Below are 19609 nucleotides of genomic sequence, written 5' to 3' on the forward strand. Positions count from 1 at the left end.
GTCATGGGTAGTTTTTAATCGCAATCGTATCTGCCGGATTTCTCCTTTACCTTACGATTTTTAATCTTTCTTGTGCGCAACCAAGTGTGAGAGGCCAGATGCTCCACTACTCAGCAGATCTATTCAGCAAAACTGCCCGTTAGTTGAATGAATTTACGGGCAATATAACGATTAGATATACGCCTAATCGGCAATAGGAATATGTTCTTGTCCAGTACGGTAATCGGTTCAAGTTCTTGTCCTTGGCTTGGGACAAAAGCTTGTATCTATAAAATAAAAAAGCCGCTAAAATAGCGCCTTCAATGGGATCATGTTCTTGTCCCTTAACAGTTGGCTCCCCGTTTAGTTTATATTTCAAATGATAAAATCATTTTAATATCAATGAAGCGAAAAGAATCTATAATTTTAATATCTTCTATTTTAAGCCTGTATTCAAAATTTAAATCTAGATAGTAACAAACTTCCTCATTGTATTTCCGTGGTATATAGCCAATCTTGTGTTCAGAAAATTGAACCCCTACGTCAAAGCTGTTAGATCCTTAGTCTAGTAGCCGTATGTGGTCATAATTAATGAGAAAAATCAGCAAACACTAATGTACCAAGAGAATCGTGACTTTCCGAATAACAAGTGAATACACAACTTTAAATATTTTATGAGTTTCTTCATTTCAAATAAGTGTTCTGCTTACTTTTTTCCATCACAAATTTGTAGTGTTGATCAATTTCTGCTTTAAAAACGATAGATTTATTTAACTCTTGTTTTAATCTTACCAAGAAATTGTGTACGTCCGTAGTTAAAAGGGCTTCCGATTGCTTTCTATACAAAAGCATTACAGTGAGCCTCTTCACTTCCCTTAATGCAGAATCCTTTTTCTTCGTTTTTGTATACTTATAGAGATAGTTGAAATCTACTTTGATTTTACTCACCTTAATAAAGGGAGAATTACTATTTGATACCTCTAGATTACTCAATACATTAATGATTTCATCTATTGAATAATATATCTCTGTGATTTTCATTGATCTTCTCTTCTTCCATCTCTCTCTCCACGCCAGAACTACTGTATCAAGAATAATAAAAGATAAAAATGCCTCTTTAATTGTTGGCAAAAATTCAATATACATAGCGTATTCTTCAAACGTATAATCCAAATTAACACGCATAATGTGACTTATCCAACGCATAGGGTAGAAAAATATATTCGAAAATATTCCCGAGGTGAATGTACTTAAAGTAGTGAAAATATATAGGACTCCTGCAATAAAGTATAGCTCTAACCTAAATTCAAATAATAAGTACATCCATAAGAAGAGAATTAAGGCCGATAAATAGAAGCTACCATTCATAATCTTGCTGTTTAGATCAGCTATTAGATTCATATATGTAATTAAATCTTCTGTTGTTAATTCTTTTGAATTCAAGTAGCTAATATATTCACTATTCTTTTCTATCTGGTGGATGAAAAAATGCTCGTCCTCTAATAACTTGGAAAATGTATCTTGAGTACTATCCGTCTTTAGCTCACCTTTTAACTGGAATATCTCTTGAATTGTCTGACCTATTTTTGTTTCTTTATCAATCTTTTCAGAAAAGAAGATATCTTCACCATACTTGTTATCAGTCGCATACCTATAAAAAATACCTGTATCTACTTTCATGATAAGATTAAACAACGAGCTTGAAAGCCAAATATTTAGCGGAACATACATCACTAACATAATCATTGCGATTATACTTTTTCTTATTAAGTTATCCATTAATTATTGCTCTCTTTCATATTTTAAGATAAGTTACTTACTTACAAAAATACGAACTCTATCTTGAAACAAAGAGTTGATATAGTAATCTTCTTTTATTTAAATTCAACATATAAACTCAGGGCAATTTAATAACCAAGTTGAATCCATAATCCTTAAGGTAGGTAACTACAAATACGGAATTCACATTTATCTATGATTATATAATATTTGGTACCTACTTCACATGAAGACGAGCATTTATGTAATATATGTAGTTGAGTATCCTGAATTGGATATAAACAAAGTAACTTATTATTTGGGTACATCTTCCCTTTTGTAGTAGTTGTTTAAATTTTCTCTTAGGAGATTCTATGAGTACTCCTGCTGTCTCATTTTTTACGATTGTTTTGCTTTTCAGCAAAATGAGATGTTTTAAGATTCCCTCCCTTCTTCGTTTCCCTTGATATTTCATCTATCAAATCAAAATTATCCTGATTAAATAGATTCACTCTAAATGGTCGAGATACTTGTCCAATCTTTTTCAAGGCTTGTTCCAGATGACTCTCATGGATACTATCTTCACCTTTTTTAGAAGCAACTTCAGTAGCAAACTCCAAACTGAAACGACGTCCGATTTCATTAAATACGATTTGTTCAACTAAATCAAACACTTTAACGATCTGTCCAGAATCTAATTTTTCCGTACGAACCGTAAAACCTCCCTATTTTCCTCAAATTCCATAAAAAAAGATCGAGATAACTCCTCTCGACCTCTTTCTACTCCCTAATCAATTATAAGATTCCTTGCACAACCCTACTTTCATTTAACTACATACCCTTTATCCTCCAGCAACTTCACGATACTATCATCACTTAGGAAGTGCGCTGCACCAACCCCGATGATACTCTTCTGTTCCATTAGATTAACAAAATATTTTATAAGTGTGGAATGCCACCAAAAACATGCATATCAATTGTATAAAAATACATTTCTCGCTAATTGTGAAAAAGTTTTCTCATAAATTATGAAAATATTATCACTAATTATGACAACCTGTGCGTTGTCATAATTAGTGAGAAAAAATAGCAAAAAAAGGCTTATTTATTATCCCTAAATTTCATATTTAATGAGAAAAATTTATTATAGCATTTAAATTTCTCAGTGATTTTCACAATTTGTGAGAAAAACAACAACACTCACTTTGTATCTTTATACATGATAATGTATACTTTTTTCAGTGATAACTTCATCTAAATTATAACACTGCAAAAAGACTGTTATCTAATATTAGATAGCAGTCTCAGTTAAGATTTTATATTTATTGAAATCAAATCAATATATCGTTTTGCATTCTATAATAGAGCCGCCACCCCCTTTTCCTTCTCCTTGTAGAGAAACCGTAATCGCCACAATATTGCCTTGTTCTATATCGTTCAATTTTTCTTTATGGGCTGTACTTCCAGGAAACCTAGTAGCTCTCCAGTTTCATCTTCCGCCACAAAAATCTCTGTACCAGTTTGTACTTGGGTTGGGACAAGAACTTCTACTGATAAAATAAAAAGCCGCTAAAATAGCGACTTTAATGGGAATATGTTTTTGTCCCTCGACATCTTTTCAGCAATTTTATCTTCATCCTGCTCGTGTTTGACTGATGTAAAATTCTTGCTACTATCTGCATGGTTCTTATTCTTTTGATATTTTATTTACCCACCAGAATATCAAGCTAATTCCTGAAATGATGGCAAAGCTAAAAATAATTATAATAGCCATATTATAGACCCCTATTAGATATTAGATACCTGGGATGTTAACCTACACTTTATTGATCAACTCAGTCATTCGTTCAGAAATTCTTTCTTTCATATTAGCGTCTAAGTTCCCCACGTTAAATAGCTCAGAGTACCACAACCCATCAATGGCCAATCTTATGATTATAGCTGTAACTTCATCTAATCCATCCCGGCGCATTTCTTCGTATATTTTCTCAAGATTATCTTTAAACGACGAAAGCATTATCGGATCAGTGAATAATGCTGCTTTATACGCAGAAATAACTTTGTTAGATGAATTAATATCAAGTATTGTGGATTCAAGATAAGCGCGATGCCATTTTCCACGGGAAACTGGATCTTCATCGACTTTCTCTTTCATACTTTGTATAAAAGCATCTGTATATTCATCGATCATTGCTTTAATAAGTGCATCTTTGTTAGGAAAATGATGAAGAAGACCGCCCTTACTAACACCAGCCTGACTGGCTACAGCTTCTAGCGTTAACTTATCCATTCCATTATGATCTACAATGAATGAGGCAGCTGCCAATAAATCTTTACGCTTTGAATTACTTCTCATTATAAAACTCCTTCCTTATGGGACAGAACTTATTATACCCTAACTCATTAACTAGAAGGAGAAGCTTCTTTTCCTGTTTTCTTGGCTGTATTCAGTAAAACTACACCACCTATAATTAGAACCAGACCTACACCAGTGAATAACCCAAAATGTTCGTCCCAAATGATTATACCTATTACGGCGGTTAGTGCTGTCCCAACTCCAGACCATATAGCATAGGCGAGGCTTAATGGAAGTGTACGTAAACTTTTTGAAAGCCACACAAATGACCCACCCATCCCAACTATAAAAGCTATAGTTGGCAGGAGAATAGTGAAGCCAGAGCTTAATTTCAACATAGTAGTAGCAAATATTTCAAATATGATTGCTAATGCTAAAAACATAAATCCTTGTTTCAAGAAGCACACCCCCTAATATTAATTTGTTGCAAGTTTCATAAAAACTACTCCTGCAACAACCAAAATGAGACCAAATGTCTTTGGAGTACTCAATTTTTCTTTGTATATGAGTACACCAACTAAAGCTGTTAGTACTGTACCGACACCAGACCAAATAGCATAAGCTGTTCCTAATGGAAGAGTCTTAAGAACTATTGAAAGCAAGAAAAAAGCTATTCCCATACCCGCTATCGTACCAATGGTTGGTAGAATCTTTTTAAAACCATCGGATAATTTCATCATTGAACTTCCAAATACCTCAGCAAGAATTGCAAATGCAAGAATTAAATACGCCACTTTCCGACCTCCTAATCAATAACTTTGTTTAGTATTAAAATAAATATACTGTGTTAAAAAATAAATCCCTCTTTATTAACTATACCGTACAGACGGTTTTTTTGTAAAGAAATTTTTTAATATTTCTTGCACGTGATCGAATGGAGCAGATCGATTTATGATCCTTATTCTGAGGATAATTGCTTATGCAACTGTTTATTCCTGATATTCAATATCCATAGATTCTGCCTCATTACAGTCATATTTCCTAGCTCGTAACTAGTGGTAGATTTTATATTGTTAGTCAAGAGCTTCTTTTTGAATGCATGGTTGATTAAATCAGAGATATCAAACATAGATATGCTGCTTAAAGTTAAAATAAGTTGCCCGTTTGCTAAAAAACTAATCGGTAATAGGAACATCTTTATGTCCATCCAGCAATTGGTACAAGGTTCAGGGCGTGAATCTGCACCGATAAAGTAAAAAAGCCGCTAAAATAGCGACTTCATTTGGACTATGTTCTGTTCTTGTCCCTTGACATTTATTGAGTATTACGTGGGTCTGATCCTAACACTTGTTCACATATAACAGGCATCGAGTTCTCTTTCACAAAAAATAGGCTTTAGTAGATATATCCATTACCAACTTTTTAAGTTTATCAGCATCATCCATCGTTAGTAAATCTAACTGGGCATCAGCAAATTTAAGTTGATGATTAAGAAAGTTTGATTCTCATGCAGCATTCTACGCTCAACTTGGCGAGCATTCCGACCGACAATACGGATTAAGGTGCCGTCTGCATTATAATCAATTTTCATCATATCACCCTGAAGCGACGTCCGATTTTATTAAATACGATTTGTTCAACTAAATCAAACACTTTAACGATCTGTCCAGAATCTAATTTTTCCGTACGAACCGTAAAATCTCCCTGTTTTCCTCAAATTCCATAAAAAAAGATCGAGATAACTCCTCTCGACCTCTTTCTACTCCCTAATTATAAGATTCCTTGCACAACCCTATTTTCATTTCACTTCATACCCTTTATCCTCCAACAACTTCACGATACTATCATCACCTAGGGAGTGCGCTGCACCAACCACGATGATACTACTCTGGTCCATTAGATTAACATTTTTATAAGTGTAGGAATGCCACCAAAAACATGCATACCAATGCATAAACATACATTTCTTATCTATGCTGTTTATTTTACAACGCACATGTCTGTTCGTAAACTTGGATCAGATTTTATACGCCTTCATCGCTTTGAACAATTCCTTGAACGTTGGGCGTTTACCGTACATCAGCACACCTGTACGATAGATTTTCGCTGCGAGCCAGCCGAAGATCATAATCGATACCACAAGAATGGCCAGGGATGTCCAGATCTGCCAGGTTGGTGCAACACCTGCCCCAATCCGTACCAGAATTGCCGTTGGCGATGTGAACGGAATGAAGCTTGCTACTTTTAAGAGCAAAATATTCGGTGTAGCAATACTGAAAATCGCAATATAGAAGGAAACCAGGGACAACATTGTAATCGGCAATACGGCCTGACCGAGTTCTTCTGTCCGACTCACCATCGATCCAATGGCCGCAAACATCACCGCATACAGGAAGTAACCCAGAATGTAGAAGATGAGTCCATATACAATAACGGCGACGTTCACATCACTCAGATTCATATTGAAATCGCTCAATACATCGCGGTTATGCGGTAACAGCATATTACCGGCAACTACGGCACCGAAAATACCGATTTGCAGCAAACCTACCATGAAAATACCGATGATTTTACCAAACATCTGACTGAGCGGAGATACACTCGTAATCAAAATTTCCATAATACGCGAGCTCTTCTCGGCTGTAATCTCGGAAGCGATCATATTACCCGTCATCATCGTTGATGTGAACAACAGGATAATCAGCAGGTAAACAACTACGTAGTTTATGCCACTCATGCCACCTTCCGACTCTGCAGCAGTTCCGCTTTGGTCAGAATCAAGGCTGTGCTCCGTCAGTTTTACCGGCGTACTAATAAGCTGTTTTTGTTCCACCGTGAGTGTATCCTTCACCACCACATCCAGCTTCACAATTTGCAGCGCAGCTTCAATGGGTGCTATAACTTGCGGGGAAATATCATCGCTTGAATATAAGACCGGCTGGGGGAAATCTTGCCCCGCCACAGGTTCGAACTTCAGGTACCCATCCAGAACCCCAGATTCCACATCGGCCTTGAGTGCCGCTTCATCTTTACTTGCGTCGTTAACGACTTGATACATCTCATTTCCTTGTGCGGACGAATATGTCTCCAGTTTCTCGGCTACCTCTGTTTGGTTCGTGCTCAGAAGACCGATATTCACTGGCTGATTTCCGCCTGCACCTCCGCCAATGGAACCACCATTAAATAGGGTAATGAAATATGGAATATTGAGTCCAATCGTAATTAAAAGTGCAAGTACAATGGTCGTCACCATGAAAGATTTCGTTTTCACTTTGTTTTTGAACGTAAATCCGATAATCGTGCCCATTTTATTCATTCGACTCACCTACCTCACGAATAAAGATTTGGTTAAGCGTTGGTTCCTTGATTTCAAAATGTTCAACCGTCGTCTGAGCCATGGCTGCTCTCAGAATTTCCTGAGCTGCTTCCATCTGACCAATATGGATCAGGTATCCACGCTCATTTTGCTCTACCTTTTTCACACCTGGCAACTGTTCCAGACCGCCCACATTACCCGTGGTGCTCAGGAATACATGCTCACGTGGATAACGGCTCTTGATCTCCTTGATCTCTCCTTGCACAACGGTATTGGAGCGATGCAGAATTGTGATCTGACGACATAATTCTTCGACGTGCTCCATTCGGTGTGTCGAGAACAGAATGGCTGTGCCTTCATCACGCAATTCCTTCACCGTGGACTTCAGTAATTCCACGTTCACCGGATCAAGTCCGCTGAAGGCTTCATCCAGAATGAGAATTTGCGGTCTGTGGACTACTGCGGCTATGAACCCCATCTTTTGCTGATTCCCTTTGGATAGCTCCTCAATCTTTTTGTCGTAATACTCCGGCACCTCGAATCGGTCCAACCAATATTTCAGGCTCTGATCCGCATCCTTTCCATTCATGCCACGCAGACGGGCCAGATAGTTGATCTGTTCACTGACCTTTACCTTAGGATACAAACCGCGCTCTTCCGGAAGATATCCCATAATCTGCTGCAATTCTGTGCTATAGGGTTTGCCGTTGTACTGGATATTTCCCCCGTCCGGATGGATCAGCCCAAGCACCATACGCATCGTTGTTGTTTTACCAGCGCCATTGGCTCCAAGCAGACCGTAAATCTCCCCTTCTTTTACATTGAGCGTTACTCCATTAACTGCTGTTTTGTCTGCGTATTGCTTGACTACCTGTTTCAATTCCAATCGGTTCATCTTGTATCGTCTCCCCTCGGTTATCTCCACTGTGCCGGTGCATACCCGGCAATCCAGAATGCCAAGACTTCATCCAATTCCAGGTTACGGATTTTCAATACCCGGTTATTGGACAGCTCCAGCCTTTCCTGCGCTTCACTGACCCGGGTTGTAATTACGCGGACCAGCCCTCTCTCTTCAGAAGAAGATTCCACAACACCAGGGATACTCTCTGGTCGCAAGTCTCCTTCATACCAGACTTCTTTCCACTGATCGAGCACCATATCTTTCTCGGCCATCCCCAGCGACTGACCACGGTGCATCAATACGATGTAATCTGCAAGCCTTTTAACTTCATCCGCAATATGTGTGGCAATCAGAATCGTGGTGTCTCCCTCAGCCATAAAGGTACGGAACTGCTCGACCATCACTTTCCAGGCAAAGGGGTCCAGACCTGATGAAGGCTCATCCAAAAGCAATAATCTTGGGCGAGCTGCGATTGCAGCAGCGATCTCGAATTTCCGCCGTTCACCCTTGGACATCTTGTTCAGCTTCACATCAACAGGTACTTCCATATCGTGAACCAGTTGGTTGAACAACTTCATATCCCAACGCGGGTACCAGTAGGCCCGAAAATCAGCTGCTTCCTGTGCAGTAATCCGGTTCTCTTCGAGCCCAGCGTTGTCAGCCACAAAACCGATCTGTTGTCTCAGTTCAATGGGAAGCGGCCCCTCATGTTCCTTCCCAAACCATATAATCTGCCCGGCATCTGGCAATACCACTTGTTGTAGCATGTTAAGAAGTGTGCTTTTGCCTGAACCGTTATGACCGAGAATAGCAACTATATACCCTTCCGGGATGGTCAGATCAATCGGGCCAATTACTCTGCGTTTTCGCATTTTGGATACGCCGTTCAACTGAACTGCTATGGGCTCCATGTATGAATCACTCCCTCACTTCGAGTAAACTGCCTTCAGGACTTCCCGGAACAGACTCTCCAGTTCTTCTTCCGTACATCCTACCGATTTTCCGGACTGTACCGCTGCCTGCATCGCTTCCTGCGCAGCCTTCAATCTATAATTTTCTCTGTCGCCGGCTTCTACCTGGGCCACAAATGTACCTGTCCCCTGCTTCGTACGAAGCAGACCTTCATTCTCCAGATCTTGATAGACCCGTCTAACCGTAATGACACTGCAATTCAGCGCTCCGGCGAACTCACGAATGGACGGCAAATGTGTCCCCTCCCCCAACTGACCCGTAACAATTAACGATCTTAACTGATTTTCAATTTGGTGATATAAAGGTTCAGCGCTATTTTCATTAATTTGAATGGGTATTTTCACATCTTGCACCTCGCCCTCCGGTACACTCCAGTCTGTTACCTGTCCGTGCCGGTTTCATCCTGTATTCATTTTTTTTGCAATCATCCCTCATACCGTTAACTCAAATCCCGAGTGGAAAGTTTCTTCAGCGTCAATCGACTGAAAAGCCATAATCCCGCTAGGCCAGCCACCAAAGCAACCCACATAATCGGGGAAAGCAGCCCCCATGTTTTACTCATATCAATTACAATCGAAAATCCGTAACTACCCGATGTCCGGATCAGCAAGGATAAGATGATCGTAAGCGGCAAGAACAGCGAACTGAGCAGCAAATATTTTTTACCACTGTACAGAAACTCTCCGTAAATATATAAGCCTGTCATGAGAAGTCCGTAACCTGTACACGTTATGCCAAAGGCCAGGTACTGATCCCACCGGAACCCTTCCTGATGTAACCCGACCACATACAGTGATCCATAGAAAAAGATACCATTATACGTAAACGCCATCAGAGACTGCTGAAGTCTCGACCACATCACCGTCTCGTTAGGAATGGGAAGTCTGCGATAGTAGGCCAGCATCTGTGTATAGGAATCCTCCTGTATGTAACGGAAAGATCGTCTGCTGAACACAAACCCCTGAAATGGCACCATGATTAAAAAGAAAGTATCTACAACAGGATTAATGAAATCTGTCTTCTGTTGTCCTAATAACATCACACCACTCATGCCGCCAGTGTATATCATAAAAATTGCAGTCCACAGCCATTGGAGCTTATCCTTGTTCATCTCACTACGGGTCAACCACCACGCCTGTTTCCATGCGTTCATATCGCCTGCCTGCCTTTCCATCTTGACTGTGCTCACTGTATCTACTGTATATATCAATATACACAGTATACAGACCGCTCTCTTGTCCCGTCAACCCCTAGCAATGACAGTGGTGGCGACAGCGGTGGTGGAGATTAAGATAACTCCTCAAACCCAAAAAAGAGCTGTATCCGATATTGTGCGAACACAATTCGGAACAGCTCTTTCCTGTTTCCCGGCACCTGAATACAAAAGAGGTCTAATCCTTAAATCAGCTCAAAACCACTTGGCAGAGTACGATTCCTACGGATGGCACGAATCTCTTCCAGAGACAGCCGCTGATTGGTGGAGATCAGGGATTCCACATCGTTGCCACGGATCAGATCATCCAAATCTCTCAAGCTGGTGTTCCCACGATAGACACGGAATCCGCCTTGAAAGTTAGGTCTCGTAAACACAACCAGCGTTGCATTTGAACTTGTCGAGAAGAAACGCAGGCTCTCTACCCCACCCAGAATGTTATCCAGATTACGGAGACCCGTGTTACCACGGTAGATCCGGCTTCTACCAGCGAAGTTTTCCTCCGAATACACCGTGAGACGTGGATACGTTTGACTTACATGGACTGTTTTTTTCATTTGTTTTCCCCCTCTCGATCTCATTCTATGAATGAATGAGAGAGGAAGCTTGGACCAATCAACGGATGGATTCATCCATTTTCATATTTTCAAAGAATTCTATTCATCACATAAACTATTAAACGCCCAGAATAACTTCCCATACCGGACGTGTATGTCCACCAGGATACAGCAGGTATAACAGAACGTATACAATAACGCCAGTGATGGCACTGCTGAACCAGATCATGGATGTAAATCGTCCCCAGCGACGATGCGTCTTGAATTTCTTTTTGAACCCAAGCACCAGAGTGGAGATGCCGAAGACCGCTGCCACCGTGGCGAGGATAATATGAAAGATTAGAAATATCCGATAGAATATCTCCATCTCCGGGTCCCCGCCCCAAGCCGTATTCCCGACAAAGATGGTACGAGACATATAAATGACAAAGAACAGAAGGGCAGCAATGGCCCCTGCAATCATCGCGGTTTGGTGCGCCTCCCGTTTGCCACGGATAATTAGCACCCAGCCAATTCCAACCAGCACCGCGCTAATCACAATGAAAGAAGTACTGATCGTGGGTAGCAGAAAATACATATCCATCGTGTGTTTCCCCCTCTTGTCCAAACAAGACTTGTGTTATTTCGCTGCAGGATTAAGTGGACCTCCCGAATTCTCTATAGGATACGGATCATCATCATCTTCCCGTTTTTCTTTACGGTACCATTGGAAAAAGACATATGCCAGCATAGAGACGAAGATGCCTTCCTGTATGAATTTCATCAAAATACCGCCTACCTGCTGATCTTCTTTCGCAGAAGACAGGAAGTTGAAGAACGCCGGTCCACCGAACGAACGCAGCAAAGCCGTAGAATCCCCGGATACACAATACCGCATCGCCTCAGCCCATACCGCCGGGTTGCTGTAAGTTGCATATAAGGGTTCGGAAGCAAAAATAATCAGCCCACAAGCTGGTGTCAGAAGCACCATGTTCAGAAAAATAAAACCAATCTTGGACAACCCTGACGCCTGTCTTCCTTCCGGCAACGGATTGAGCAGCGTCCACCACATCAGCATGGAAGTAATGAAAAGTACAATGTAATACAGACGGTGAACCGTGAAATTCAACATTACATAATCATGTACCACTGGTAGATGATATAACGAGAACAATCCGTTAAACAACACAGCCGCCACGATGGGATGGGCCAAAAAAGAGAACTGCCGTGTTGGCAGCCACCGAATGATTCCGCGCCATACCCAGAGGGGTAATCCCTTCATCAGTAGCGGTGGCGCTACAAGATAGGACAGAGCCATACTCACCATATGGAAGCTGAACATCACATGCCCCAGCAGATTGAAGGGCCCCGCTTGTGCAAGGTACAACACAGTAAGCCCCGTAATAAACATAATCTTCTGTGCAGCTGTCGCCTGATCTGCCCCCTTGATCCGCTCACTGAACGGACCGACGAGCACTAGATAAGCTGCGGCAATGAGCAGAAACAACGCCAGAATAAGTGGACTCCATAAATCGTTGAAACTAAAATATTGCAACCCGAGCATACGGGAAACCTCCCCGTGACCTGTTTTGGTTGTTGCCTGAATCCATTGCGAGATTGATTCGCCTAAAAGGGGAAAAGACGGCGACACTGCGCCGCCGCCATCTCTTTTACCACCAAACCCAATAGAGTGCCATAATGATGCCAGTAAAGGCTACGAAGAATCCGAAGGCCATGAATAGGATCGGCATCAAATGTCCTTTGTCTTTCAAGTGCATCCAGTAACCAAGTTGTACAAATACCTGAAGGATCGCCATGACCACCAATATAATAATCGTAAAGGTCGTATTGACTCCTCCCGCAGAAGCAGCCGCGAATGCAATGAGTGTTAGGATGATCGAGAAAATAAACACAACGATGTGTTTCTGTGGTCCTTCCGTCCGGTGACGGTGTTTCACAGGCTGCTGATCACTCTTATCCTGTACCGACATGTGTTAGCCCACCTTTCCGAGCAGGTACACGACCGTAAAGATAAACACCCAGACGACGTCAATAAAGTGCCAGTACATTGCAGAGACGTATACTTTAGGTGCAGTTACGACCGTCAATCCTTTTCTGAACAGTTGCCCTATAATGAGTCCAATCCACACAATACCGAATGCAACGTGAGCTCCGTGGAACCCAACCAGCGTATAGAACGCTGAACTGAATGCGCTCGTGGTCATGCCGAACTCTTTATGTTTCACATATTCATAGAACTCGTAAATCTCAAGACCGAGAAATCCGAGACCAAGTACAACGGTAATGCCAAGCCAGAGAGCGAGAGCATTGCGCTTGCCCTTGTGCATGGCCTGGATGGCAAACACACTCGTCAGACTGCTGACCAGGAGAATAAATGTTGCTGCTGCCACCAGTGGCAGATGAAACAGTTCATTCGCCGTCGGTCCATCATTGGTTTGGCCACGGAGAGCAAGAAAGGTTGCGAAGAGTGTTCCGAACAACACCGTCTCGCCGCCAAGGAACAACCAGAAGCCGATAAGCTTGTTGCGTCCTTCCAGCGTTGCTTTCTCCGGTTCATGCGGCAAATTGTCGTTTACCGGTTCGGCATGTGAGGTTGTCATGTTCTAGCCCCCTTCTCATCCTGATCCTCCGGTTCAATATGCCAGCCATGATCATCATAGAGTGAACGCAGCGCCATCGATCCAAATGTAATCAGAAGTCCGACAATGACTACAATATAATTGTTGAAAAGTCCGTTCATAAACGCATTGCCGAAATCATCCTTGCTGAACATCAGCCCAAGTCCGGCAATGAAAATCCCAACAGACATGACAAACGGTAACGGAGTCGCGGACGGCATATGAATCGAACCTACAGGCTCGGCCGGTGTCATCTCCGTATGTCCTGCCATCTTTTCCTTCCAATACGCATCAATTCCACGTACCAGTGGAGTCTGCTTGAAGTTGTATTCTGGCGGTGGAGAAGGAATGGACCATTCCAGTGTACGGCCATCTTCCCACGGATCATTCGGCGAATCAGCTGGTTTTCTCGTAGTGATCACGATGTTCACGAGGAACATGATCACCCCAACACCCATCAGGAACGCACCGACGGAGCTGACCAGATTCAACAGGTCAAAATCCTGATTCGGTAAGTATGTAACGATCCGGCGCTGCATCCCCATCAGACCAAGGAAATGCTGTACAAAGAACGTTAATTGGAACCCGATCATAAATGTCCAGAATGTCCATTTACCCAGTGTTTCGCTCAGCATGCGGCCGAACATCTTCGGCCACCAGTAATGCAGTCCCGCGAACAAGCCGAGTACCAGTCCACCAACGATAACGTAATGGAAATGGGCTACTACAAAGTACGTATCATGAAACTGGAAATCTGCTGGAGCAGATGCCAGCATGACTCCGGTAACACCGCCCATAACGAAGGTCGGAACGAATCCAACGGCAAACAGGTTTGCCGCAGTAAAGCGAATCTGCCCGCCCCACATCGTAAAGAGCCAGTTAAATATTTTGATCCCTGTTGGTACAGCAATCAACATGGTTGAGATTGAGAACAACGCGTTCGCAACCGTACCGAGACCTGTTGTGAACATGTGATGCGCCCACACCATGAATCCCAGGAAGGCAATCAGTATGGTTGCAAACACCATGGAGCTGTAACCGAACAACCGTTTACGTGCAAAGGTTGGAATAACCTCTGAGATAATACCGAATGCCGGCAAAATCAAAATGTATACTTCCGGGTGCCCGAAGATCCAGAAAATATGCTGCCAGAGTACCGGGTTACCGCCACCTGCAACATCGAAGAAATTGGCTCCCAGTATACGGTCAAACGTTAACAGTACAAGTCCTACAGTAACGGCAGGGAATGCAAAAAGGATAATGGCTGATGTAATAAATGTCGTCCAGGTAAACATCGGCATCCGCATATAGGACATTCCCGGTGCACGCATCGTAATGACGGTGGCGAGAAAGTTAATGCCCCCGATGAGTGTTCCGAGACCTGCTATCTGGAGACCGATCGTGTAAAAATCCACACCGTGCGTTCCACTGTACTCGCTGCCAGAGAGTGGCGTATACGAAGTCCAGCCCGCATCCGGTGCCCCTCCCATAACCCAGCTCAGGTTCAGAAGCAGTCCGCCAAACAGAAACGTCCAGAAACCCAGAGCGTTAAGAAAAGGGAAAGCAACATCCCTCGCTCCAATCTGCAAAGGCACAACGGCATTCATAATAGCAAATATAATCGGCATGACACCAAGAAAAATCATCGTTGTTCCGTGCATCGTGATCAATTCGTTGAAGACTTGTGCCGATACAAAATCATTCATCGGCTTCATCAGCTGAATCCGAATCAAAATGGCTTCAATACCGCCAATACCAAAGAAAAATCCACCCGCAACTAAATAGAGAATTGCGATTTTTTTGTGATCGACGGTGGTGATCCAATCCATCAAGCCCCTGTACCGCTTGACGCTATGAGCATGAGCCAAGGTAGTGTACCCCCTTCTTCGTCCTTGCTGTTCTATTCATAGTCCAATTTGTAGTTGGCCAGATATTCGGCAATTCCGTCGATTTCTTCATCCGTGAGTCCAAGGTCTTTCGGATTAGGCATCGTATTGCCTGGCTTCACGGATTGTGGATCATGCAGCCATTCTTTCATGTTATCCAGCACCGGATTGCCTTCTTCCTGTCCTTCAACCTGGTTCAATAGAATGCCTGCAACGGATTGCTTCCCGCCGATTCCCGTCAGGTTAGGCGCAACTGGCCCACCCTGATCGCCAACGGCGTGGCAAGAAAGGCAGTTCGTTTTGAATTTCTCAGCCAATTGAGTGTCTTCCGGCAATACTGCCGGTGCTTTCATTTCGTTAACCCATTTGTCGAAAGATTCCTGACTGACCGCTTTTACCTTGAATTCCATGAAGGCATGCGACCTGCCGCATAATTCAGCACATTTACCTCGGTAAACGCCTTCATTTGGCGCCGAGAAGCTGAACTTGTTAAGCGTTCCATCCGGGTTTGTGTCCATTTTACCCGCAAGTGACGGCACCCAGAAGGAGTGAAGCACGTCAGCGGTTTTCAATTCGAATGCGATTTTCTTTCCGGTCGGGATGATGAGATCTTGAGCGGTGGTTACATCATATTGAGGATAAGTGAATTCCCACCAGTACTGATGTGAGGTGACTTTGACCTGAATTGCATTTTTGTCGTTGGACAGATCTTCGCCTTGGGCAAAAATCGTTTTTACCGTCGGTACTGCCAGAACGATAACAAGCAACAACGGAATGGCTGTCCATATTACTTCCAGCTTGAAATTACCTTCAACCTGTTCGGGCATTTCATTCTGCCCGGCTCGTCTGCGAAACCGGATAAGGACATAGGCGGCAATGGCAAATACAATGATGAGCACCACGATCATAATCGCAATGGATAACTTCATCAGATCATATTGGCCTTGCGCCACAGGACCCTGAGGTTTCATTACCGACAAGTCTTCCCGCCCGCATGCGGATAGCAGCAAAGAGAACACCGCCAGCAAGGGGAGAATTCGCTTTGCAACCTGCCACTGTTTCATCATTGATCTACCCCACTTTTTTAACATTTTCGTAGATTTCCGTTTTCGCCCAAAATAAACTCAAATTAAGTTCATTTCAGCACGATACAGGTAATCCTGTCCGACATACAGAACGCTTACAAAAATAACGCTTCCACTACTCCCGTCTTTTCCTGCTAAGGGCATGTCTGCGCATTCTTCCAATTCATTCTATATGGTTCAATCACTTATTAAATATAAGTTGAGGGTATGATTTTGTCAATCTTTGGACACATGTTCACAAATTGTTCACTATATGTAAAAAACCGCACCACAACTTGATTTGTAACCGATTTCAGTTAAAAGTATTACTCTCTACTTTTGAAAAATTTTGCCAAATTTCGGTGATGAAATTGATTTTTTTGCCGATTTTTCTCACATTGAAAACATGCAGTATTATGCAAAAAAGAAAAGCATGCATCGGGTGATCTCCCTTATAGCTCCTGGAAGGAGCAGTGAAGCTCCATACCGCCTCCATTTAGAATCAGACGGTACGGAGCCTAAACCCATTGTATATCTCGACACCGTTATGCAGCCCCACTACCAGCTTGCAAGTGACTCAGCATTCATGTTCCATCCGTCAGTATAAGAGGTCCATCCCCTGTGATAGCCACCGTATGCTCATACTGGACGCCCCAGCTTCCATCAACGGTTCTTACCGTCCAGCCGTCTTCATCCCATACAACCGCTCCAGAACTGCCTTTTGTAAATATGGGCTCGATGGTAATAACCATGCCCTCTGTCAGCAGCATACCCGTTCTGCGTTTCCCGTAAGGAAGCACGTTTGGGGGTTCATGGATGTATTGACCAATGCCATGACCAATGAGAGGCTTCACAATACCGTAACGATACATCTTCGCTGTCCGCTCAATCGCATTCCCGATATCCCCCAGCGTATTTCCTGGCACTGCCAGTGCTATCGCCTTATGAAGTGCCCTTTCCGTTCGCTTCATTAGCTTACGAATGGACCTGCGTTGTTCACCGATCCCATACGTCCATGCAGAGTCGGCAAGCCAGCCGTCTTTGTTCACTACCATATCAATCGTCACCACATCTCCTGTGGACAGTTCCCGGTCATCAGGGAAGCCGTGGCAAACCACTTCATTAACGGAGGCGCATGTAGCGTATGGATACCCTTTGTATCCCTTTTGCTCAGGTGTAGCTCCTCTTTCAGCCAAAAAAGCTTCCACCCGCTCGTTAATGTCACCTGTGGTTACACCAGGGGCGAGCCACTTTTCAATTTGTTCGTGACAGCTTCGCAGAATGCGTCCTGCTTCCCGCATGTAGCCAATCTCTTCTTTTGTTTTCAAAATAGGGTCCACATGCATTCATCCTTCCTGCCATATGTGTACTTCCATGTATATGCAGCAGGAACGGAACAAAGCCCCCCAAAAGTGCAGCAGCTCGGAGGCTTATTCCAATTACTCCTAGGGGACCCATTACCCATTAGAAATATAAACATATCATTTTCCAAACAAAAAAAACCGCCTGCCGGAGCCTAATGCCCGGAGACGGTTCTATTCATATCGGAACAGTATATTCAGAGTTGTGTGTGTTTCAGGACACGGAAGAATCCATCTTGACAAGCTCATGCTCGACCACAGAAGTCAATTCTTCCTCGTATCCACCCGTAATCCGGTATTTTCTCACGTACTCCTTCACGAATTTTTTTGGATCTTTAGGACGGAAAATCCGAGTCATTTCCCTCAAACTTTCTTTGACCTCATTGTGACCTTTCGTTGCCATTGTAATTCCCTCCCAAAACGTTGAAAGTGAATGCTCCGTTTAGAGAATGCCGAATAAGTCTTAAATGCCATCCATGAAGTTGTGTGCGCGGCTCAAAGCAAGCTTTAGGTCGGGAACCCTGCTTAAGCAAGTACCTGACACTATAAATACCCGATATGATTCGGTATGAATCATAATCTTATTGTAGCATATTCGGAAGTATCTTACGACTTGACAACTTTACCTAATATTTATAACGGTTTTTATGCCCAAAAAGTTTAATTCCGAATCATATGTAATAAATATGACACTTCTATACGGAATTAATATATCCAGCATAACACTCAACTATTCGGGGGATATTATCACGGACAACCCATACAGTTAAAATACTGGGATCTAAGGAGGCGTTGTTTTATGGATCAGAAAGACAAAGAAATGCTGCCCCTTTCGCATGAAAAGGTGGAAGTGGACGGAATATACACCAACGAAGCTGGACAAGAAGAGCATCTGCATCGCGGACAACACTTCCCGGCTGACCCTGTTCTCGGTAAGACCGAATGGGAACTGACGGAATTCGCTTTTGACAACCATCACGAAGGTCGTACCGACGAACGTTTGGTTCCCAAAGAGAATGACATCGATAAGATTGGCAAGATTACCCATCCACGAAGACACTTTCAGCGTGGTGACCGTTAAGTTATATAATGAGGCGAGAAAGGGGCATGTTCCAGGGCAGCATTAGGAACATGTCCCTTTTGAATGAGCAAAGATACATTTCGTCCCATCCGGTTCAGTTCTGTCCCCCTTCCTCATAGCCTATATAAAAAGGACAAAGGAGGCTGGACCGGATGTCCCCCATGAAATCATCAAGCGGTCTGGATGAAAATATTGCCGGCATGCTCTGTTATCTGTTCACTTTTGTAGGCGGAATCGTATTTCTGGCTGTAGAGAAACGCAGCCGTTTTGTTCTGTTTCATGCACTTCAATCCGTCACGGTATTTGGCATCATCATGGTCGGTCATGTGCTATGTGCATTCCTCCCGCTGTTTGGCCCACTGCTGGCATCACTGTTGTCCCTGCTTGGCGTGGTGATCTGGCTTCTCATGGTGGTCACCAGTCTGCAAGGCAAATGGCTAAAGCTCCCTTGGGTCGGAGACTTTGCAGAGAACCAGATGCGGCATCTGTAAGATATAACGTGTCTATCGGCTTTACCCCCAAAGTAATTCATCCCGTGAGTCAACATAATAATTCATCTTGTTTTTAAGCCAAAAAAAGCAAAAACACCGGATATCCTGCCCTTTCG

Annotated in this window: 22 protein-coding genes; 2 read left to right on the plus strand and 20 right to left on the minus strand. The window is 43.0% G+C overall.

Features of this window, described 5'->3' with window-relative positions:
- Nucleotides 1-663: 663 nt before the first annotated feature.
- The 20 genes from P364_RS0121405 to P364_RS0121510 form a co-directional block, all read right to left on the minus strand.
- Nucleotides 664-1758: a hypothetical protein gene (locus P364_RS0121405; RefSeq protein ID WP_024632119.1), complete on the minus strand. Its 1095-nt coding sequence runs from the start codon at nucleotides 1756-1758 to the stop codon at nucleotides 664-666.
- 371 nt (nucleotides 1759-2129) lie between these two features.
- Nucleotides 2130-2411: a hypothetical protein gene (locus tag P364_RS0121410; RefSeq protein WP_024632120.1), complete on the minus strand. Its 282-nt coding sequence runs from the start codon at nucleotides 2409-2411 to the stop codon at nucleotides 2130-2132.
- Between the two features lie 1142 nt (nucleotides 2412-3553).
- The gene (locus P364_RS0121415; RefSeq protein WP_024632121.1) at nucleotides 3554-4093 is read right to left on the minus strand and encodes a TetR/AcrR family transcriptional regulator; all 540 of its coding nucleotides are present in this window, start codon (nucleotides 4091-4093) and stop codon (nucleotides 3554-3556) included.
- Nucleotides 4094-4140: 47 nt separating this feature from the next.
- The gene (locus P364_RS0121420; protein WP_024632122.1) at nucleotides 4141-4491 is read right to left on the minus strand and encodes a DMT family transporter; all 351 of its coding nucleotides are present in this window, start codon (nucleotides 4489-4491) and stop codon (nucleotides 4141-4143) included.
- A gap of 18 nt (nucleotides 4492-4509) precedes the next feature.
- A complete protein-coding gene (locus P364_RS0121425; RefSeq protein ID WP_024632123.1) occupies nucleotides 4510-4827 on the minus strand; it encodes a DMT family transporter in 318 nt (105 codons plus the stop codon).
- A 1004-nt stretch (nucleotides 4828-5831) separates the two neighbouring features.
- Nucleotides 5832-5993, minus strand: a complete 162-nt coding sequence (locus P364_RS38630; protein ID WP_328285970.1) for a TraB/GumN family protein — start codon at nucleotides 5991-5993, stop codon at nucleotides 5832-5834.
- A 57-nt stretch (nucleotides 5994-6050) separates the two neighbouring features.
- Complete coding sequence (locus tag P364_RS0121440) at nucleotides 6051-7349, minus strand: ABC transporter permease (RefSeq protein WP_024632125.1); 1299 nt, start codon at nucleotides 7347-7349, stop codon at nucleotides 6051-6053.
- A complete protein-coding gene (locus tag P364_RS0121445; protein ID WP_024632126.1) occupies nucleotides 7342-8244 on the minus strand; it encodes an ABC transporter ATP-binding protein in 903 nt (300 codons plus the stop codon). The genes P364_RS0121440 and P364_RS0121445 overlap by 8 nt, the downstream gene beginning before the upstream one ends.
- Nucleotides 8245-8264: 20 nt before the next feature.
- Nucleotides 8265-9161 carry an ATP-binding cassette domain-containing protein gene (locus P364_RS0121450; RefSeq protein ID WP_024632127.1) on the minus strand — a complete coding sequence of 299 codons (897 nt, stop codon included), beginning with the start codon at nucleotides 9159-9161 and terminating at the stop codon, nucleotides 8265-8267.
- Between the two features lie 15 nt (nucleotides 9162-9176).
- A complete protein-coding gene (locus tag P364_RS0121455) occupies nucleotides 9177-9566 on the minus strand; it encodes a GntR family transcriptional regulator (RefSeq protein WP_024632128.1) in 390 nt (129 codons plus the stop codon).
- Between the two features lie 95 nt (nucleotides 9567-9661).
- Entirely contained in the window at nucleotides 9662-10375 is a 714-nt protein-coding gene (locus P364_RS0121460) for a hypothetical protein (protein ID WP_024632129.1), read from the minus strand.
- Nucleotides 10376-10620: 245 nt separating this feature from the next.
- Nucleotides 10621-10992: a hypothetical protein gene (locus P364_RS0121465; RefSeq protein ID WP_024632130.1), complete on the minus strand. Its 372-nt coding sequence runs from the start codon at nucleotides 10990-10992 to the stop codon at nucleotides 10621-10623.
- Nucleotides 10993-11110: 118 nt separating this feature from the next.
- On the minus strand, nucleotides 11111-11575 hold the full coding sequence (locus tag P364_RS0121470) for a DUF420 domain-containing protein (protein ID WP_024632131.1): 465 nt from the start codon (nucleotides 11573-11575) through the stop codon (nucleotides 11111-11113).
- A gap of 36 nt (nucleotides 11576-11611) precedes the next feature.
- The gene (ctaG, locus tag P364_RS0121475; protein ID WP_024632132.1) at nucleotides 11612-12535 is read right to left on the minus strand and encodes a cytochrome c oxidase assembly factor CtaG; all 924 of its coding nucleotides are present in this window, start codon (nucleotides 12533-12535) and stop codon (nucleotides 11612-11614) included.
- Between the two features lie 106 nt (nucleotides 12536-12641).
- Nucleotides 12642-12962, minus strand: coding sequence for a cytochrome C oxidase subunit IV family protein (locus P364_RS0121480; protein ID WP_024632133.1), 321 nt, complete (start codon nucleotides 12960-12962; stop codon nucleotides 12642-12644).
- Between the two features lie 3 nt (nucleotides 12963-12965).
- On the minus strand, nucleotides 12966-13592 hold the full coding sequence (locus P364_RS0121485) for a cytochrome (ubi)quinol oxidase subunit III (RefSeq protein ID WP_024632134.1): 627 nt from the start codon (nucleotides 13590-13592) through the stop codon (nucleotides 12966-12968).
- On the minus strand, nucleotides 13589-15439 hold the full coding sequence (ctaD, locus tag P364_RS0121490) for a cytochrome c oxidase subunit I (protein ID WP_373456389.1): 1851 nt from the start codon (nucleotides 15437-15439) through the stop codon (nucleotides 13589-13591). The genes P364_RS0121485 and ctaD overlap by 4 nt, the downstream gene beginning before the upstream one ends.
- A gap of 71 nt (nucleotides 15440-15510) precedes the next feature.
- On the minus strand, nucleotides 15511-16563 hold the full coding sequence (coxB, locus tag P364_RS0121495; RefSeq protein ID WP_024632136.1) for a cytochrome c oxidase subunit II: 1053 nt from the start codon (nucleotides 16561-16563) through the stop codon (nucleotides 15511-15513).
- 581 nt (nucleotides 16564-17144) lie between these two features.
- Nucleotides 17145-17906: a type I methionyl aminopeptidase gene (map, locus tag P364_RS0121505; protein WP_024632137.1), complete on the minus strand. Its 762-nt coding sequence runs from the start codon at nucleotides 17904-17906 to the stop codon at nucleotides 17145-17147.
- Between the two features lie 229 nt (nucleotides 17907-18135).
- Complete coding sequence (locus P364_RS0121510; protein ID WP_017690840.1) at nucleotides 18136-18324, minus strand: hypothetical protein; 189 nt, start codon at nucleotides 18322-18324, stop codon at nucleotides 18136-18138.
- A gap of 396 nt (nucleotides 18325-18720) precedes the next feature.
- Between P364_RS0121510 and P364_RS0121515 the strand changes: the two genes are divergently transcribed.
- Entirely contained in the window at nucleotides 18721-19002 is a 282-nt protein-coding gene (locus tag P364_RS0121515; RefSeq protein WP_024632138.1) for a hypothetical protein, read from the plus strand.
- A 152-nt stretch (nucleotides 19003-19154) separates the two neighbouring features.
- On the plus strand, nucleotides 19155-19493 hold the full coding sequence (locus P364_RS0121520; protein WP_024632139.1) for a DUF4870 domain-containing protein: 339 nt from the start codon (nucleotides 19155-19157) through the stop codon (nucleotides 19491-19493).
- Nucleotides 19494-19609 lie beyond the last annotated feature (116 nt).

Origin of the sequence: Paenibacillus sp. MAEPY2, assembly GCF_000499205.1 — a bacterium.
Lineage (GTDB): Bacteria > Bacillota > Bacilli > Paenibacillales > Paenibacillaceae > Paenibacillus > Paenibacillus vandeheii.

Coding starts and splice junctions, on each gene's coding strand:
- P364_RS0121405 (WP_024632119.1), bottom strand. CDS start 1,758: ATGGATAACTTAATAAGAAAAAGTATAATCGCAATGATTATGTTAGTG.
- ctaG (WP_024632132.1), bottom strand. CDS start 12,535: ATGCTCGGGTTGCAATATTTTAGTTTCAACGATTTATGGAGTCCACTT.
- P364_RS0121480 (WP_024632133.1), bottom strand. CDS start 12,962: ATGTCGGTACAGGATAAGAGTGATCAGCAGCCTGTGAAACACCGTCAC.
- P364_RS0121485 (WP_024632134.1), bottom strand. CDS start 13,592: ATGACAACCTCACATGCCGAACCGGTAAACGACAATTTGCCGCATGAA.
- P364_RS0121445 (WP_024632126.1), bottom strand. CDS start 8,244: ATGAACCGATTGGAATTGAAACAGGTAGTCAAGCAATACGCAGACAAA.
- P364_RS0121415 (WP_024632121.1), bottom strand. CDS start 4,093: ATGAGAAGTAATTCAAAGCGTAAAGATTTATTGGCAGCTGCCTCATTC.
- P364_RS0121510 (WP_017690840.1), bottom strand. CDS start 18,324: ATGGCAACGAAAGGTCACAATGAGGTCAAAGAAAGTTTGAGGGAAATG.
- P364_RS0121520 (WP_024632139.1), top strand. CDS start 19,155: ATGTCCCCCATGAAATCATCAAGCGGTCTGGATGAAAATATTGCCGGC.
- P364_RS0121515 (WP_024632138.1), top strand. CDS start 18,721: ATGGATCAGAAAGACAAAGAAATGCTGCCCCTTTCGCATGAAAAGGTG.
- P364_RS0121440 (WP_024632125.1), bottom strand. CDS start 7,349: ATGAATAAAATGGGCACGATTATCGGATTTACGTTCAAAAACAAAGTG.
- ctaD (WP_373456389.1), bottom strand. CDS start 15,439: ATGGATTGGATCACCACCGTCGATCACAAAAAAATCGCAATTCTCTAT.
- P364_RS0121465 (WP_024632130.1), bottom strand. CDS start 10,992: ATGAAAAAAACAGTCCATGTAAGTCAAACGTATCCACGTCTCACGGTG.
- P364_RS38630 (WP_328285970.1), bottom strand. CDS start 5,993: ATGTTTATGCATTGGTATGCATGTTTTTGGTGGCATTCCTACACTTAT.
- P364_RS0121460 (WP_024632129.1), bottom strand. CDS start 10,375: ATGAACGCATGGAAACAGGCGTGGTGGTTGACCCGTAGTGAGATGAAC.
- map (WP_024632137.1), bottom strand. CDS start 17,906: ATGCATGTGGACCCTATTTTGAAAACAAAAGAAGAGATTGGCTACATG.
- P364_RS0121470 (WP_024632131.1), bottom strand. CDS start 11,575: ATGGATATGTATTTTCTGCTACCCACGATCAGTACTTCTTTCATTGTG.
- coxB (WP_024632136.1), bottom strand. CDS start 16,563: ATGATGAAACAGTGGCAGGTTGCAAAGCGAATTCTCCCCTTGCTGGCG.
- P364_RS0121450 (WP_024632127.1), bottom strand. CDS start 9,161: ATGGAGCCCATAGCAGTTCAGTTGAACGGCGTATCCAAAATGCGAAAA.